Genomic DNA, 15,877 nt, shown 5'->3' on the forward strand with positions numbered 1-15,877 from the left:
GCCTGGCACCGGCCGGCACCGCCGGAGGAGAGCCGCCCTCCTGACGCCGGCCCTGGCCCCAGCCGGCCAGCGCCTCCTGGCCCCAGCCGGCCCGGACCTGCTGACGAAAGTCAGGCCCGGTGACCGTCGATCGTCCGCTGTGTGAGCGCCGTCCGGATTCCTACCGTCGCTGCTGAACCGCTGCGAACACCGGAAGGATCCATGATCACGTTAACCGAACTCACCAAGCGCTTCGGCGCGACCACGGCGGTCGACCGGCTCTCCCTGTCGATCACGCCGGGCCGGGTCACCGGATTCCTCGGGCCGAACGGCGCCGGCAAGTCCACCACGATCCGGATGATCCTCGGCCTGGACCGGCCGGACGCGGGCAGCGCGCTGGTCGGCGGCCGGCCGTACCGCAGCTTCCGGCACCCGCTGCGGGAGGTCGGCGCACTGCTCGACGCCCGGGCGGTGCATCCCGGCCGGACCGCCCGGGCCCACCTGACCGCGATGGCCCGCAGCAACGGCATTCCGGTACGCCGGGTCGACGAGGTCCTCGGCACCGTGGGACTGACCGAGGTGGCCGGCAAGCGGGCCGGCACCCTCTCGCTCGGCATGGGCCAGCGGCTGGGCATCGCCGGTGCGCTGCTCGGCGACCCGGGCGTGTTGATCTTCGACGAGCCGGTGAACGGGCTGGACCCGGACGGGGTGCGCTGGATCCGCGAACTCATGCGGTCACTGGCCGGGCAGGGGCGTACGGTCTTCGTCTCCAGCCACCTGATGAGCGAGGTCCAGCTCACCGCCGACCAGCTCGTGGTGATCGGCCGGGGCAGACTGCTCGCCGACGCGCCCATCGCCGAGGTGATCGCGGGCAGTTCGCTGACCGCCGTCCGGGTGGTCAGCCCCGAACCGGCCGGGCTGGCCCGGCTCCGGGCCGGGCTGCTCGACCGGCGGGCCACCGTCGAACGGGTCGGCGACGACGAACTGCTGGTCACCGGCAGCAGCGTCGCCCAGGTCGGTGACCTGGCACACGACCTCGGGGTACGGCTGCACGGGCTGAGCGCCCGGGAGGCCTCCCTCGAACAGGCGTACCTCGAACTCACCGGCGGTGAGCTGGAGTTCGCCGCCCCGTCGCCGGTCACCGCCGACGACGCCCGGACCACAACCCCCGGCTCACCCGGCCCCGGGCTCCGGTCCGGGACCTCCGATCGGAAAGAGACGCGATGAGCGGCACCCTCCCCCGCACGGACGGCACCCTCCCCCGCCCGGACGGCCCGCTCCACCGCCCGGACGACGGCCTCCCCCGCACCGCCCGCCGGGATGCCGGGCGGGCGCCCTCCGGCGGTGGACTCCGGGGCGCGGTCGCCAGCGAGTGGACGAAACTCTGGTCGGTGCGCTCGGTCTGGTGGTGCCTGCTCTCCGGCGTGCTGCTGATGGCCGCCACCGCCGGGCAACTCGCCATCTACGTCGCCAACGGCAACACCGACGACGACCCGGCCAACGACCGGGGCGTACTGCCGGTCGGGCGGATCGCGATCGACGCCGTCGAGCTGACCCAGTTCGCGGTGATCGCCCTCGCCCTGCTCGTCATCACCAGCGAGTACGCCAACGGCACGATCCGGACCACCCTCCAGTGGATCCCGTCCCGGGCCCGGCTGCTGCTGGCCAAGACCGCCGTGGTCGCCGGGGTCACCTTCGGCACCGGCGTCCTGCTCGGCGGGATCGGTGCCGCCGTCGCCGCCCCGGTACTCGGCGAGTGGGGCCGGTTCGCGCCGGGCGAGACCGTCGGGGACGTACTCGGGCTGGCCGGGTACCTGGCGCTGATCGCCGTCTTCACCCTCGGCCTCGGCGCCGCGCTGCGCAGCGCGGTCGGCACCCTGGTCACGGTCTTCCTGCTGCTCGCGATCGTGCCGACCACGCTGCGGCTGCCCGACCTCGGGCCGCTCAACGCGATCGCCGACGCGTTGCCCGGCAGCGCCGGCCTGCACTTCCTGCGCGGCGAGTCCGAGAGCTATCCGGCGGCGGTCGGCCTGGTGATCGTCCTCGGCTGGGCGGTCGCGGCCCTGCTGGCCGGGCTCGCCGTACTGCGCCGCCGGGACGCCTGAACCCGGTGGGACCCTCCGCCGCCCGGGGAGGGTCCCACCGTACGGCTCAGGCCGTCAGGCCCGCCTCGTACGCGATGATCGCCGCCTGCACCCGGTTGCGTACCCCGAGCCGGGTGAAGATGCTGCTCAGATAGCTCTTCACCGTCCCCTCGACCAGGAAGAGCCGCCGCCCGATCTCGGCGTTTGAGAGCCCGGCGCCGACCAGCGCCAGCACCTCACGCTCCCGCTCGGTGAGCCCCTCGATCCGTTCCCGGGCCGCCGGTGCCCGGGCCAGCAGCCCGCCGCCGAGTTCGATCACCCGCCGCGCCACCTCCGGCGACAGGTACGCCGCACCGTCCGCCACCGCCCGTACCCCGGCGATCAGCTCCCGAGGGTCGCCGGACTTGAGCAGGAACCCGCTCATCCCCTCGCCGAGCGCCCGGGCGATGTAGTCGTCCTCGCCGAACGTCGTCAGCATGACCACCGCGGTCTCCGGTACCAGCCGGCGGATCTCCGCTCCGGCGGCGAGCCCGTCGAGCCGGGGCATCCGGATGTCCAGCAGCGCCACCCGGGGCCGGTGGGCCCGGACGAGTTCCACCGCGTCGCGTCCGTCGACGGCCTCGGCGACCACCTCGATCTCCGGGTCGGCGGCGAGGATGGCCCGGACACCGGCCCTGATCATCGCCTCGTCGTCGGCCAGCAGGACGGGGATCACTCGTACTCCTCAACTCGGTGCCGGGCCGGCACGGCGGTTGGCACGGTGCCGGCGGGACGGGCGGGGGCGGGTCAACCGCCGAGGCGGTCCTTGACCACCAGGCGCCCGTGCAGGAAGCAGACCCGGTAGACCACCTGGCCGAACGGGAACGCCCCGTCGGAGTAGAACTCGCAGCTGGCGCCGCTCGGCACCGGCCGGTCGACGGCACCGGCCGGCGCGACGACCTGCCGGTCCGGCAGCAGCTCGCGCAGCTCGGCCCGGTCCTGACCCATCCGGAGCTGCTCGTAGCGGTCGGAGTCCAGCACCGCGCCGAAGGTGGCGATCGGATAGTAGGCGAGCACCAGCAGGGCGCCGATCGCGACCGGCACGGTCACCGCGGCCAGCAGGCTGCGCCGGACCCGCCGCCGGGCCGACCGCAGCCGGTGCGCGGTGGCGACCGCGGCCGGCCCGCCGAGCGGTACGCCGACATCCGTCGCCGGCAACCGACCCGGGTACCCCGGCTCGGGCGGTCCCGCCGGGTGCCCCGCCTCCGCCGGTCCGGCCTCTCCGGCCGCTCCGGCCTCCGCCGGGGGTACGGCCGGCAGCTCGGCGTACACCTCGAAGCCGCCGCCGGCCGGGCCGGCCCGCAGGGTGCCGCCGGCCAGGCGTACCCGCTCGCGGAGCCCGACCAGGCCGCTCCCGGCACCCCCGGTCCCGGGCAGCGGCCCCGCCGGTGGCCGGTCGTTGCCGACCCGCACCGAGGTCCGGTCGACACCCCGGCACACCGCCACGGTCACGGCGGCCCCGGGCGCGTGCCGGGTCGCGTTGGTCAGCGCCTCCTGCACCACCGAGCAGAGCGCCCGCTCCACCATCGGCGGCCCCGCGGCACCCGGCCCGGCCGCCGGAGACTCCCCCTCGACCACCAGGCGTACCGCCATCCCGGCGGCCCGGGCCCGGGCCACGATGTCGTCGACCCGCTCCCCCGGCGGCCGGGTCGGCGCCGGCTCGGCGTCGTCCCGGAGCACCCCGATGACCTGCCGGAGCCGGTCGGTGGCGAGCGCCACGCTGGCCCGCAGCTCACCGGCGGCCCGCCGGTGCCGCTCGTCCAGGTCCGCCGCCACCTCCAGGGCGCCCGCCCGCAGCGCGATCAGGCTCAGGTCGTGGCCGAGCGAGTCGTGCATGTCCTGGGCGATCCGGGCCCGCTCCCGCATCCGGACCCGTTCGGCGGCACCGCGCTGTTCCCGCTCCAGCAGGTCGGCCTGCTCCCAGCCGGCCAGCACCAAGGCCCGGTGCTGCCGGTGGTAGCGGCCCACCAGCCACGGGAAGACGCCGCCGACCAGCAGCGTGCTGGCGAGCAGGAACCAGACCTCGGCCTCGGTGCCGAGCAGTCCGAGGTTGATAATCGTGCCGCCGAGCCCGATCCCGGCGAAGACGAGCGCGGCCGGGCCGGAGCTGCGCTCGCGCAGCCCGACCAGATAGCTCAACACCGGAATCCCGAACATGAAGTTGCCGTCCCAGGCGGTCGGCAGCACCACCAGCAGGAGGCCGAGCAGCGGCGCCCACCGGCTGGCCAGCACGGCGAGCCCGGTCAGCAGCAGCGAACCGGCCAGCCGGTCGAGAAACCAGGAGGAGTTCGGCGGGGTGAGCAGCGCGATCGCGATCGGTGCCGAGATCACGACCCAGAGCGCCAGGTCGAGGAGGCGGTCGCGGCGGCCCGGCGCCACCGCACCGGCGGCGCGCGGCGCGGCGACCGGCGCGGCCCGCCAGCCGGCCGGCGGCAGCAGGCCGCGCCACCACCGTACGTCGCGGAGCCGGGCCATCACCCGGCCAGGCTACAAGCCGCGCCACCGGCCGGTTACTGCCGAAAGTCAGGAACCGGACCGGCCCCGCTCGGACTCCCCGCGTCGGCGGCGCCCGGTCAACTGACCTCTTCGGCCCAGGCCCGCCAGTCGTCGAGTACGCCGTAGAGGGCCGGGGTGAGCCAGCCGGGTGCGGAACGGCGGAACACGCCCGGTTCGAGGGTGCCGGCCCCGTCCGGCAGCGCGCCCACCATGTTGGGGACCAGTTCACGCAGGTTGGCCCAGTGCACCAGCTCCGGCTCGGCCGGCCAGGCGCCGAGCACCACACCGCAGGGCACCGCGCGCCGGTCCAGCGCCTCCAGGGTGAGCGCGGTGTGGTTCAGCGTGCCGAGCCCGGCCCGGGTGACCACCACCGCCGGGGCGCCGATCGACACCGCGAGGTCGGCCAGCGTCCACGCCTCGCCGGACGGGCGCAACCCCATCGGGACCAGCAGCCCGCCCGCCCCCTCGACAAGGACGATGTCGTGCTTCTCCGCGTCGGCCCTGATCTCGTCGGCGACCGCGTACAGCTCCAGCGGCTCCGCCTGGGCGACCCGGGCCGCCGCGAGCGGCGCCAGCGGATCGGGATAGCTGACCAGGGTGCGCGCGGTCATCGGCGCCGCCAGCCGGTTCACCGTGTCGACGTCGGATTCCGCCCCGGTCGCCGTACCCGTCTGGCCGGGCTTGATCACCGCGACCCGCAGGCCGGCGGCCTGGGCCGAGGCGGTGATCGCCGCGGTGACCACCGTCTTGCCCACGTCGGTGTCGGTGCCGGTCACCAGGATCGGCCCCCGCCACGCCACGCCGCTCACCACAGACTCCCGGTCCCGGTCACGGGGCACACTCCACGATCACTTCGAGGGCCCGGTCGAAGTCGGCCCGGTCGATCCCGACGTTGATGGTGAGCCGCAGCCGGGAGCGGTTGTCCGGGGTCGACGGCGGCCGGAAGCAGCCGACCGCGACGCCCCGGTCCCGGCAGTCGGCCGCCCAGGCCACCGCCGTCTCCGGGCCGGGTGCGGTCACCGAGACCACCCCGGCGGCCGGGGCGGAGACCTCCAGCCCGGCCGCACCGAGCCGGCGGGTCACCGTGGCCGCCCGGTCGGCCAGCTCGGCCCGGAGCGCGTCGCCGGACCGGGTCAGCCCGGCGGCGGCGAGCACCCCGGCGACCACCGCCGGTGGCGGCGCGGTGTCGTAGATGAAGGTGCGGCCGGTGTCGATCAGGTGCCGGACCAGCTCGGTCGGGCCGGCGACGACCCCGCCGGCTCCGCCGAGCGACTTGGAGAGGGTCGCGGTCACCACCACGTCCGGCTCGCCGGCCAGACCGGCGCCGGCCACCGCGCCCGCACCGGCCGGGCCGAGTACGCCGAGCGCGTGCGCGTCGTCGACCAGCAGCAGTGCGCCGTACCGGCGGGCCACCGCGTGCAGCTCGGCGAGCGGGGCGAGGTCGCCGTCGACCGAGAAGACCGACTCGGTGACCAGTACCGCCGGCCGCCCCGGCGCCCCGGCCAGGGCCGCCTCGACGGCGTCGACGTCGAGATGCGGAATGACCCGGGTCTCCGCACCGGAGAGCTTGCAGCCGTCGATCAGCGAGGCGTGGTTGTGCGCGTCGGAGAGCAGCAGGGTGCGGGGCTGGACCAGGGCGCGGACCGCCCCGAGGTTGGCGAGGTAGCCGGAGGAGTAGACCAGCGCCCGTCCGGTGCCGAGCCAGTCGGCGAGGGTGGACTCCAGCGCGTGGTGGGCCTCGGTGGAACCGCGCACCAGCCGGGAGCCGGTGGCGCCCAGTCCGTACCCGGCCAGCGCCTCGGTCGCGGCGGCGACCACCGCCGGGTGCCGGGAGAGTCCGAGGTAGTCGTTGCCGGCGAGGTCTATCACGTCCTCGGCGGCGCTCCTCGGCCGCAGCCGCCGGGTGAGCCCGGCCTTGCCGCGCAGCCGCGCCCGCCGGTCCAGCACCTCCAGCCAGCTCGGCACCGCCACCCCCAGACTGGTCCGCGTCCGCCCCCCGGGCGCTGTCGGAAACCCGATCACCGCACGTGCCGCGGCTCCGGCCCGCCGTTGTCGGCTCGCGCCGGGCCCGGTCCGCCGGGCCTGCGGCACCTCGCGGGTGACAGCCCCCGACCGGCGAAAATACCATCCGTCGCGGTTTGCGGCCGCCCGCCGGGCCGGCAGCGGTGCAGCGACGGGCGTCGGGCCGGCTCCGCCGGGTGGGCCCACATCGACGGACGGTCCGCTTGTAGGGTACGACCCATGTCAGAAATCCTCGACCGGGCCCGTAGCCAGGTGCTCGACGGCGGTGTCGGACTCGACGAGGCCGGCGTGCTCGCCGTGCTGCGGCTGCCCGACGAGCACCTCTCGGCGGCGCTCCAGCTCGCCCACGAGGTACGGATGCGCTGGTGCGGCCCGGAGGTCGAGGTCGAGGGGATCGTCTCGCTGAAGACCGGCGGCTGCCCGGAGGACTGCCACTTCTGCTCGCAGTCCGGGCTGTTCGCCTCGCCGGTCCGGTCGGTCTGGCTCGACATACCGTCGCTGGTCGAGGCGGCGAAGCAGACCGCCGCCACCGGGGCAACCGAGTTCTGCATCGTCGCCGCCGTCCGGGGCCCCGACGAGCGGCTGATGAAGCAGATGCGCGAGGGCGTCGCCGCGATCCGGGCCGAGGTGGACATCCAGGTCGCCGCCTCGCTCGGGATGCTGACCCAGGCCCAGGTCGACGAACTGGTCGAGATGGGCGTGCACCGCTACAACCACAACCTGGAGACCTGCCGCTCCTTCTTCCCCAACGTGGTGAGCACGCACTCCTGGGAGGAGCGCTGGGAGACGCTGCGGATGGTCCGCGCCTCCGGCATGGAGGTCTGCTGCGGCGGAATCCTGGGGCTGGGTGAGACCGTCGAGCAGCGTGCCGAGTTCGCGGCGCAGCTCGCCGAACTGGACCCGCACGAGGTGCCGCTGAACTTCCTCAACCCCCGGCCGGGCACCCCGCTGGGCGACCAGCCGGTGGTCGCGCCGCGCGACGCGCTGCGGGCCATCGCCGCGTTCCGGCTGGCGATGCCGCGCACCATCCTCCGGTACGCCGGCGGCCGCGAGATCACCCTCGGCGACCTCGGCACCCGGGACGGCCTGCTCGGCGGGATCAACGCGGTCATCGTCGGCAACTACCTGACCACGCTCGGCCGGCCGGCCGGCGACGACCTGGCGCTGCTCGACGAGCTGAAGATGCCGGTCAAGGCGCTCTCGGCGACGCTGTGACGATGTCGACGGAGACGGCCAACTGGTGCGACCGGTGCGGCGAGGCCGCCGCCACCGGCAGCCATGACGCCTGCCGGGCCGCCCGCGAGCTGGAGCCGCCGCGCTACTGCGCGCACTGCCGGCGCCGGATGAAGGTGCAGGTGCTCCCCTCCGGCTGGGCGGCGGTCTGCGTCGAGCACGGCGAGACCGCCTCCACCCGCTGATCCCCGCGCCGCGCGGGTCCCGGCGGTACCGGGTCCCGGCGTTACCAGGTCTTGGGCTCAGCCTCGGGGCGACCCGGCTCTTCTTCGGCTGGCTTCGCCTCCGGCTCTCCGTGGTTGCTGGCTTCGGCTCCGATCGCGCCGACGGTCAACCCGGGCACCCGCCGCCGGGCGCTTCCGTCCCGCCGGCTCCGGCTCAGTCGGCGGAGCGCCGCTCGGCGAGCAGCAGCAGGTCGGTGACGACGAATCCGGGCAGCGGCAGCGCCTCGGCTTCTCCGGCGCCGGCCAGTACGAAGGTGCCGCCGATCTCGTCCGGCTGCCAGCCGTGCGCGAGGGCGTGGTCGACCAGCGCGCGGACGTGCTTCGGCTCCGGGTACGCGCCGTCGGTCATCGCCGGGTCACCCCAGGCCGAGCGGGGAGCCGTGGAGAGCAGGTCCACCTGGAGCGCCCGGCTGTTCTTGCCGGCGCCCCAGACCCGTACCCGGATGCACCGGCGCAGCCCCTGTCCGGTCCGGACGTGGTCGATCCGGGCCGTCCAGGCGAACTGCCGGTCGTGGGCGTAGAGCCGGCGCAGTCTGGACCTCACGGGGCCTCCGCCCTTTCCCAATTTCGTGCCATCGCGGCGCGGCTACCGCCCCGTCGGTGCTCCGGTCCGCTTCACTTGCCGAGAGTACGACGTCCGCGGCCTCGGGCAGGTGTGTGCACCGGAGCCGGTCGGGGCCGGCGGGTCTGCGAAGCTGCGGGGCAGACCCGCCGGTGCCGACCGGCCCCGGACCCGGACTCAAACAGGGCCCGGGACGCGGCAGGATCCGGGACACGGCAGGGCCCGGGCGCCCACCGGCACCCGGGCCCGCCACCCGGCCGCTGCGCGGGATCGGGTCAGCGCTGGGCGGCCCAGAGCAGGGCCCGGCCCAACTGCGAGTGCAGGCCCTTGGGGTGCAGCCGGAACGTCGGGTCCGTACCGAAGAGCACCACACCGTTGCCGCCGGGGCTGACCGCACGGACGATGCTGGCCTGCCCGGCCGCCGCGGCCTGGCCGGTGGTGCCGGCCTCGTTCGCCGCCCACCAGCCGGCGAGCAGCGGGTCGGCGGCGTACGACTGCTCCACCGTCACGCCGGCACCGAGGTCGGTGAACCAGACCGGTTCGTTGATGAACGCGTGCGGGATGGCGCCCGCCGTCACCGGCCCGCCCCGGTTGAGGATGTTCGCCACCCCGCTGGCCAGGCTGGCCCCGGCGGTGGCGGTGACGTCGACCAGTCCGGTGGCGTTGCCGAAGCCCGCCCCGGCGACACCGAGTCCGACGACCCCGCCGCCCCGGGCCAGGAACGCGTCCAGCGCGGCGCGGTTGTCCGGGGTCAGGGTCGTCAGGTTGACGGTGCTCGCCACCAGCAGGACGTCGACGTCGGCGGTCAGCGTCGTGGCCAGGGTGGTCGCGGTGAGCGTGCGGGCGTCGAAGCCGGTGTCGAGCAGGGTGTCCCGCTCCTCGACGGTACCGAGGTAGCCGACGACCACCTCGTCGAGCAGGGTGCCCCGCCAGCGGGCCGGCGCCCGGGTGAAGGTGACCGCGTGTTCACGGGCCTCGGCCCGGGCCAGCCAGCGGTTGACCGGGGTACCGGGCACCACGACCGAGCCGTCGGCCAACCGGTAGACCTTGACGCCCCTGTCCAGCAGGGAGTTGACCGCGAGCAGGTCGGCGCCGTCCTGGATGTCCAGTCGCAGGTCGACGTTGCCGCCGGGCAGGTCACCGTCGGCGGTGCCGTCGTAGGTCCGCGCGAGGCGTACCTCGGGGAGGCGGTTCCAGACGGTGTCGACGGTGGCGCCCCAGGTCAGCCCCTGGCTCCAGGCGGCCGGGCCGGCGTAGAGGTCGTCCACCCGTCCGGTGAGGTCGATGCCGGGTTCGAGCAGGGAGTTGACCAGGCCGCGCTTGGGCTGGTGCATGTCGATGACGTACGAGCCGGCCCGGTAGGACTTCCCGTTCGCCCGGAAGTCCTGCCTCGCCTGCCAGACCCGGCCGCCGCTGCCGACCAGCAGGTCGACCAGGCGGGCCGCGGCGGGCTCGGAGTGCTGGCCGGGGCCGGTCGGGATCACGTACGCCCGGGGGAAGGTGGTGCGGTAGTCGTCCTCCGGCCCCCAGCCCGGCACGTACCCGTCCGGGATGTCGCGCAGCGGCTCACCGGCCCAGCCGCGCCGGTAGACCTCGGCCTGGTCGTGGATCACCTGGTCGCGGTGTTCCTGGATGTACCGCAGCGACGTCTTGATCGCCACCTCGTGCACGTCGGTGTTGATGCCCGAGCGGCGTACCTTCTCCTCCGGGGTGAGGTTGCCGCGCGGGTTCAGCGGCGCCTCGATGGTGTACGGGATGCTGCTCTGCAACATCGCGAACGACGGTACGTAGATCGGCGGGAAGTCGTCCCAGACGCCCGGCTCGTCGTCCCGGAACGGGATCCGGGCGCGCTGCGTCTCCGGGTAGCCGAGGGTGCGCAGCCCCTCCTCGATCGCCAGCGCGTTCGGCAGCCCGTGCTTGATGTAGAGGTCGTACTCGTTGTTGACGTTGTGCGGCGGGGTGCTCGGGTGCAGCAGCGTCGGGTTGACGTACCCGTGCAGGTCGAGCGTGATGATCGGCTTGGTGTCGATGATCAGCTCGCGGATCAGGTTGGTCTCCGGCTGCGCCACGATCGTCAGGTCGCGGTTGAGGTCGTAGCCGGCCGCGTTCTGCCGGGTGCCGGCGATCCGGCCGTCCGGGTTCGAGGTGATGTTGAAGACCAGCCGGTTCCGCTTCAGCAGCGTGACGATCGCCGGGTCGGTGCTGGTGGCGTACTCCTCGATCACCCGCAGCGCGGCGTCGGTGCCCTCCCACTCGTTGCCGTGGATGTTGGCGTTGACGAAGAGCGGGGTCTTGTAGTCGCGGAGCAGCCGGCGGTCGTTGCGGGCCCGGACCGGCTCCTCCTCGATGAGGCGCTTCCACTCCTCCTGCTGGCGCGCCTCGGCGCGGCTCTCCGGCGCCGTGACGGTGACCGCGTAGAGGTCGTGTCCGCCGGAGGACTTTCCGGCCACCCGGGCGGAGACCCGGTCGCTGGCCTTCTGCAACGCGTTCAGCTTCGGCGCGATCTCGTCGTACGGCGTGACGCCGATCGGGATCGACGCGTCGTTCGGGTTGTCCGGCCAGACCGGCAGCACGTTCTGCCGGGGGTAGCCCTTGATCTCGTGCAGGTCGACGGGACGCGGCGGTACGGCTGGCAGCGCGGACGCGGCCGCCGGTCCGGTCCAGACCGCCGTGCCGAGCAGCGCGGCGGCGACCGCCACGGCGGCGAGCCGAGGATGGGGACGTCTGAGCATGAAGGAGAGTACTCCTGTCGGGAGAGGAGGAATTGCCGCGCGGACGGACGCCACCGTGGGGCCGGAGACCCACGGGTCGGGAAACGCCGCCGGCAGGCGGAACGGAACTGGAGCCCGGCGTCAGAGGGACGGTCGACAGGCGGCGCTGGCGACGCGCAGGAGGTCGATGTGACCCCGCTTGGTCAGAAAGGCGCTTCGCACAAAGTAGATCTTGATCGAGCATCGACGCGGTGTCAACCGTCGATCCACTCCGTGCGACGGAACGTCTCTGTACGCCACACCCCGGCCGTCCGCACCCACCCCCGGGCCCGCACCTGCCCACCCCGGTCCGCCGACCCGGACCGGCGACACCGGACCGATTGACTCAGGCCGGCAGCGGAACCCGTGGACCGAAGCCGGCGGACCGGAGGCACGGCGCGTCGGCCGCTCAGTTCCCGGTCGGTACGGGGAGCAGATCCTGGTGCCGGACGGTGTAGTCGCCCCGGGTGACCGGAGCGAACGGACCCGGTCCCATGCAGGTCCCCACGCCCGCCTCGCCCCACTCGCCGTTCTCGTCCTGCTCGCCGTTCACCACCGACCAGGAGAAGCCCATCCGGTCGGTACCGTGCCGGCCCGCGTCGTAGACGCTGAAACCGAGTCGCTTGCCGACCCAGTCCCGCACCGGCTCGTCCGCCTCGGTGACCACGGCCGTCAGGGTGGCGACGCCCGGTCCGGTCGCCAGGCAGTCGACCCGGGCCGACATGCCGATCGTGACGCCCGCCTCGGCCACCCGGTGCGAGATGCGTACCGTCCCGGTCGCGTCGGTGGGCAGGCCCTCCGGCATTCCGGGCATCGGCCGACTGTACGGCGTACCGACGGCGTCGAAGGTGAACGACCGGATGTCACTGTCCGGCCAGTACGGCAAGCGGATTTCCGCCGACCCCGTCACCCGAGCCGCCGGTCCCGGCCGTGACGCGGGCGCGGCGGACGCTCCCGTCCCGGTCACCACGATCGCGGCCGCTGCCGCCGCCACGGCGATGCGCCTTCCTGTCGTCCTCATCGTTTCCTCCTCGTCCCCGCCCGTCCGGGCGTTCAGAGGTCCACTGTGTCCGGGCCGGCGGTCCGGCACCTCCCTCCCGCGAGGCAGCGCCACCCCCCGGTCGGGGTAGCACCGGGGGCTTCGTCGTCCCCGCCCCAGGGGCGGGGCGCGGACGACAGAGCCGTCGGAACCGCTCCGGCGCCGGGGGACGGCGGGTGCCCTCGGGCGGCACCGGACCGGTTTACACTCGGCCCCGTGACGCGGTCCGACGGATACCGATCAGACGACGAGGCTCTCGCCGGAATGGGCGCGGGGGTACGCGGCGTCGCCGCGCACGTCGTGCAGTTTCCGCCGTACGTCGTCGAGGGCGGTTGCCCGGTCCGTCGCCCCGGTGGCGAACTGATGCAGTGCCTCTGGGTCAACCGTGAACTGGGTCATCGCGGGCCGGTTCCCTTCGTCTGCCCGGAGAGCGCGGCGACGAGCCTGCGCGCCGCGGAGGTGGAGAACATCCCCGGAGTCCATGCCTTCATCGAGCCGTCGGCAAAACGCACCTCGACCCGGCCGCGCTGCATCAGCAGCTTGCCGCGCACTGTGGCGGCGACCACCTGGGCGAGCGGCACTTCGAAGAGAAGGTCGAAGGTGTCAGCGCCGGGGTTGTTGCCCACCAGCAGCAGGCGACGGTCGGTGACGGCGTAGTAGGCGATTCCGCCGTAGCCCTTCGCCGCCCGCCACAGTCGACCCGCTGCGGAGCCGGGACCACCCTCGCCGGACAAGCCGCCCAGGAACCGGTCGATCCGGTCGGGATTGGTCTGCAGGCCACCGGCGAACGGATCGAAGCCCTGAACGAACTTCTCCGACTGCATCGCCCCAGGGCTGCGTTCCTCGACCCGCCGCGCTCGTGCACCCATCTCCTCGGGCGTCCGGCCCAGCCGGCTCTCGTCACCGATCAGCGGTTCGCGGTATCCACCCATGTCGACCAGCCGCTCGCCCGAGGCGAACAACCGGGCAACGTCGGAGCCGTACACCTTCACATAATTGATCATGAGATCGTCGGCCGCGCTTTCCGTCAACGCCCTGGTGACCCACCATAACGCTCTGGGCGCCTGCGAGCGGCCCCGTGGCACCGACGGTGGGCGCGGCACCGCCGAGGTGCGGTCCGCGCGCTCTCCGCTCGGCCGGTCCCGTCGGTGACTCCGTAACCCAATACCGAGTGCTCGTCCAGGTGCCTCATAATGAGGTACAAAACGGGACACAAGTATCCGGATAGAGCGCTCTCACGCAGGAATGCTTACCGTTCGATATTGACGTCGTCTTATCGGCCCCGGGAGGATCGGGCCTGGCGCGTACCCCGATCGGTCCTGGGAGGGCATTTCATGCGTCCACACTGGCGAATCCGAACCCCATTGATAACCATGCTCACCGGCCTGCTCGTCGCCTCGCTGCTGCCCGCCGGCACGGCCGCCGCGACCTCCGCCGACGCCGACGCCGACGCCGCCGTCGCCGACGCGCGCGGACACGGCGGCAAGCCGGACTACCGCAACCCGAGGCTGCCGATCGACCGGCGGGTCGACGACCTGCTCCGCCGGATGACCCTGGAGGAGAAGGTCGGCCAGATGGCCCAGGCCGAGCGGCTGGCGGTCGACGCCGACCCCACGCTGGTCGCCCAGTGGGGCCTCGGCTCGCTGCTCTCCGGGGGTGGTTCCGTCCCCACCCCGAACACCCCGGAAGCCTGGCTGTCGATGATCAACAACTTTCAGCGGCAGGCGCTGAGCACCCGGCTGGGCATCCCGATCATCTACGGCGTCGACGCGGTGCACGGGCACTCCAACGTCTACGGCGCCACCGTCTTCCCGCACAACATCGGCCTCGGCGCGACCCGCAACCCGGAACTCGTCCGGCAGATCGGCAAGGCCACCGGCGAGGAGGTGAAGGCCACCGGCATCCCGTGGAACTTCGCCCCCTGCCTCTGCGTCTCCCGGGACGAGCGCTGGGGCCGGGCGTACGAGGCGTTCAGCGAGGAACCGAAGCTGGTCGGAGAGATGAGCAGCTACGTCGACGGGCTGCGCGACGCCGGTGTGCTCGCCACCATCAAGCACTACGCCGGGGACGGCGACACCGAGTACGACCAGGCCGCCGCCGAGGCCAACGAGAGCCTCCCGCCCGGCTCCCAGCGGTACGTCATCGACCAGGGCGTCACCGTCACCACCCGGGCCGACTTCGCCCGTACCAACCTGGCGCCGTTCTGGACGGCACTGCGTCGGCACGACGTGGACAGCGTGATGCCCTCCTTCTCCAGCGTGGACTGGATCGAGGACGGCGTCGGCAACCCGGTCAAGATGCACGCGCACAAGGAGCTGCTCACCGACGTACTCAAGGGGGCGCAGCGGTTCAAGGGCTTCGTCATCTCGGACTGGGAGGGCATCCACCAGATCCCCGACCCGAACGAGCCGACCGTGGCCGGGCTGACCGCGTACAAGGTACGGACCTCGGTCAACGCCGGCATCGACATGTTCATGGTGCCGAACAACGCCAAGCAGTTCATCGACCTGCTCCTCGCCGAGGTACGGGCCGGCCGGGTCAGCCAGGCGCGGATCGACGACGCGGTACGCCGGATCCTGCGGGCCAAGTTCGAGATCGGCCTCTTCGAGCGCCCGTACGCCTCCGCCGACGACCTCGACGAGGTCGGCAGCCGCGAGCACCGGGCGCTGGCCCGGCGGGCGGTGGCCGAGTCGCAGGTGCTGCTGAAGAACAGCGACCGGGCGCTGCCGCTGCGCAAGGACGCGAAGATCTACGTCGCCGGCCGCAACGCCGACGACATCGGCAACCAGGCCGGCGGCTGGACCATCACCTGGCAGGGCGCCTCCGGCGACATCATCCCGGGTACCACCATCCTGGAGGGGATCCGGGAGGTGGCGCCGCGCGCCAAGGTCACCTACAGCGCGGACGGCTCCGCCCCGACCGCCGGCTCCGACGTCGCCGTCGTGGTGGTCGGCGAGACGCCGTACACGGAGGGCTTCGGGGACGTCGGCGGGCCGGAGTGCACCTGGTGCACGACGCCGCAGCAGGAGGAGAAGTCGCTCTCCCTCCAGCCCGGTGACCGGGCGGTCGTCGACAAGGTCTGCGGGGCGATCGACACCTGCGTGGTGCTCGTCGTCTCCGGCCGGCCGCAGGTGGTCACCGACCAGCTCGGTCAGATGGACGCGCTGGTCGCCTCCTGGTTGCCCGGCAGCGAGGGTGCCGGCGTGGCCGATGTGCTCTTCGGCCGACGCCCGTTCACCGGCAAGCTCTCGGTGAGCTGGCCGCGCAGCGAGGCGCAGGTGCCGATCAACATCGGCGACCGGAACTACCGCCCGCTCTTCCCGTACGGGTACGGCCTGCGGACCCGCTGACAATCGGTTCGACCCGTCCCCGCCGCCGGCACCGTGCCCCGGGCACCGACGGCGGGGACGTGCACGTCGGCCGGCCCGCCGCCCGCCGGACGGGCGAGG

General features: G+C 73.6%; 15 protein-coding genes. 5 read left to right on the forward strand and 10 right to left on the reverse strand.

Annotated features, from left to right (window positions below; genetic code table 11):
- Positions 1-201 precede the first annotated feature (201 nt).
- Together C6361_RS30145 and C6361_RS30150 are read left to right on the forward strand one after the other, a co-directional pair.
- On the forward strand, positions 202-1,206 hold the full coding sequence (locus C6361_RS30145) for an ABC transporter ATP-binding protein (protein ID WP_107269811.1): 1,005 nt from the start codon (positions 202-204) through the stop codon (positions 1,204-1,206).
- Complete coding sequence (locus C6361_RS30150; RefSeq protein WP_234359113.1) at positions 1,203-2,084, forward strand: ABC transporter permease; 882 nt, start codon at positions 1,203-1,205, stop codon at positions 2,082-2,084. Before C6361_RS30145 ends, C6361_RS30150 begins: the two co-directional genes overlap by 4 nt.
- Before the next feature lie 46 nt (positions 2,085-2,130).
- On the opposite strand, the gene C6361_RS30155 is transcribed toward C6361_RS30150, so the two are convergent.
- From C6361_RS30155 to C6361_RS30170, 4 genes are all read right to left on the reverse strand, one after another.
- Positions 2,131-2,745, reverse strand: a complete 615-nt coding sequence (locus C6361_RS30155; RefSeq protein WP_369931460.1) for a response regulator — start codon at positions 2,743-2,745, stop codon at positions 2,131-2,133.
- A 104-nt stretch (positions 2,746-2,849) separates the two neighbouring features.
- Positions 2,850-4,577 (reverse strand): sensor histidine kinase, encoded by a 1,728-nt coding sequence (locus tag C6361_RS30160; RefSeq protein WP_107269812.1) that lies wholly within the window; start codon positions 4,575-4,577, stop codon positions 2,850-2,852.
- 98 nt (positions 4,578-4,675) lie between these two features.
- Positions 4,676-5,380 (reverse strand): dethiobiotin synthase, encoded by a 705-nt coding sequence (bioD, locus tag C6361_RS30165; RefSeq protein ID WP_199853588.1) that lies wholly within the window; start codon positions 5,378-5,380, stop codon positions 4,676-4,678.
- Positions 5,381-5,426: 46 nt separating this feature from the next.
- Positions 5,427-6,563 (reverse strand): 8-amino-7-oxononanoate synthase, encoded by a 1,137-nt coding sequence (locus C6361_RS30170; protein ID WP_107271274.1) that lies wholly within the window; start codon positions 6,561-6,563, stop codon positions 5,427-5,429.
- A 276-nt stretch (positions 6,564-6,839) separates the two neighbouring features.
- Here C6361_RS30170 and bioB point away from each other — a divergent pair, with 276 nt between their 5' ends.
- Both bioB and C6361_RS30180 read left to right on the forward strand, forming a co-directional pair.
- Positions 6,840-7,835 (forward strand): biotin synthase BioB, encoded by a 996-nt coding sequence (gene bioB / locus C6361_RS30175; RefSeq protein WP_107258712.1) that lies wholly within the window; start codon positions 6,840-6,842, stop codon positions 7,833-7,835.
- 2 nt (positions 7,836-7,837) lie between these two features.
- Positions 7,838-8,038, forward strand: a complete 201-nt coding sequence (locus C6361_RS30180) for a hypothetical protein (RefSeq protein WP_107258711.1) — start codon at positions 7,838-7,840, stop codon at positions 8,036-8,038.
- A 193-nt stretch (positions 8,039-8,231) separates the two neighbouring features.
- Here the strand turns inward: C6361_RS30180 and C6361_RS30185 are convergent, their stop codons facing one another.
- The 6 genes from C6361_RS30185 to C6361_RS30200 form a co-directional block, all read right to left on the reverse strand.
- Entirely contained in the window at positions 8,232-8,621 is a 390-nt protein-coding gene (locus tag C6361_RS30185) for an integrase (protein WP_107269813.1), read from the reverse strand.
- 293 nt (positions 8,622-8,914) lie between these two features.
- Positions 8,915-11,371, reverse strand: coding sequence for a M14 family zinc carboxypeptidase (locus tag C6361_RS30190; protein ID WP_107269814.1), 2,457 nt, complete (start codon positions 11,369-11,371; stop codon positions 8,915-8,917).
- A 120-nt stretch (positions 11,372-11,491) separates the two neighbouring features.
- A complete protein-coding gene (locus C6361_RS39330; RefSeq protein ID WP_369930714.1) occupies positions 11,492-11,722 on the reverse strand; it encodes a putative leader peptide in 231 nt (76 codons plus the stop codon).
- A gap of 76 nt (positions 11,723-11,798) precedes the next feature.
- Entirely contained in the window at positions 11,799-12,203 is a 405-nt protein-coding gene (locus tag C6361_RS30195) for a hypothetical protein (RefSeq protein WP_234359114.1), read from the reverse strand.
- Between the two features lie 465 nt (positions 12,204-12,668).
- Positions 12,669-12,827 carry a hypothetical protein gene (locus C6361_RS37265; protein ID WP_159079565.1) on the reverse strand — a complete coding sequence of 53 codons (159 nt, stop codon included), beginning with the start codon at positions 12,825-12,827 and terminating at the stop codon, positions 12,669-12,671.
- The gene (locus tag C6361_RS30200; protein WP_159079566.1) at positions 12,824-13,459 is read right to left on the reverse strand and encodes a hypothetical protein; all 636 of its coding nucleotides are present in this window, start codon (positions 13,457-13,459) and stop codon (positions 12,824-12,826) included. The genes C6361_RS37265 and C6361_RS30200 overlap by 4 nt, the downstream gene beginning before the upstream one ends.
- 303 nt (positions 13,460-13,762) lie before the next feature.
- Here C6361_RS30200 and C6361_RS30205 point away from each other — a divergent pair, with 303 nt between their 5' ends.
- Entirely contained in the window at positions 13,763-15,778 is a 2,016-nt protein-coding gene (locus C6361_RS30205; RefSeq protein WP_107269816.1) for a glycoside hydrolase family 3 protein, read from the forward strand.
- Positions 15,779-15,877: the final 99 nt, after the last annotated feature.

The sequence above is a fragment of the Plantactinospora sp. BC1 genome (assembly GCF_003030345.1).
Lineage (GTDB): Bacteria > Actinomycetota > Actinomycetes > Mycobacteriales > Micromonosporaceae > Plantactinospora.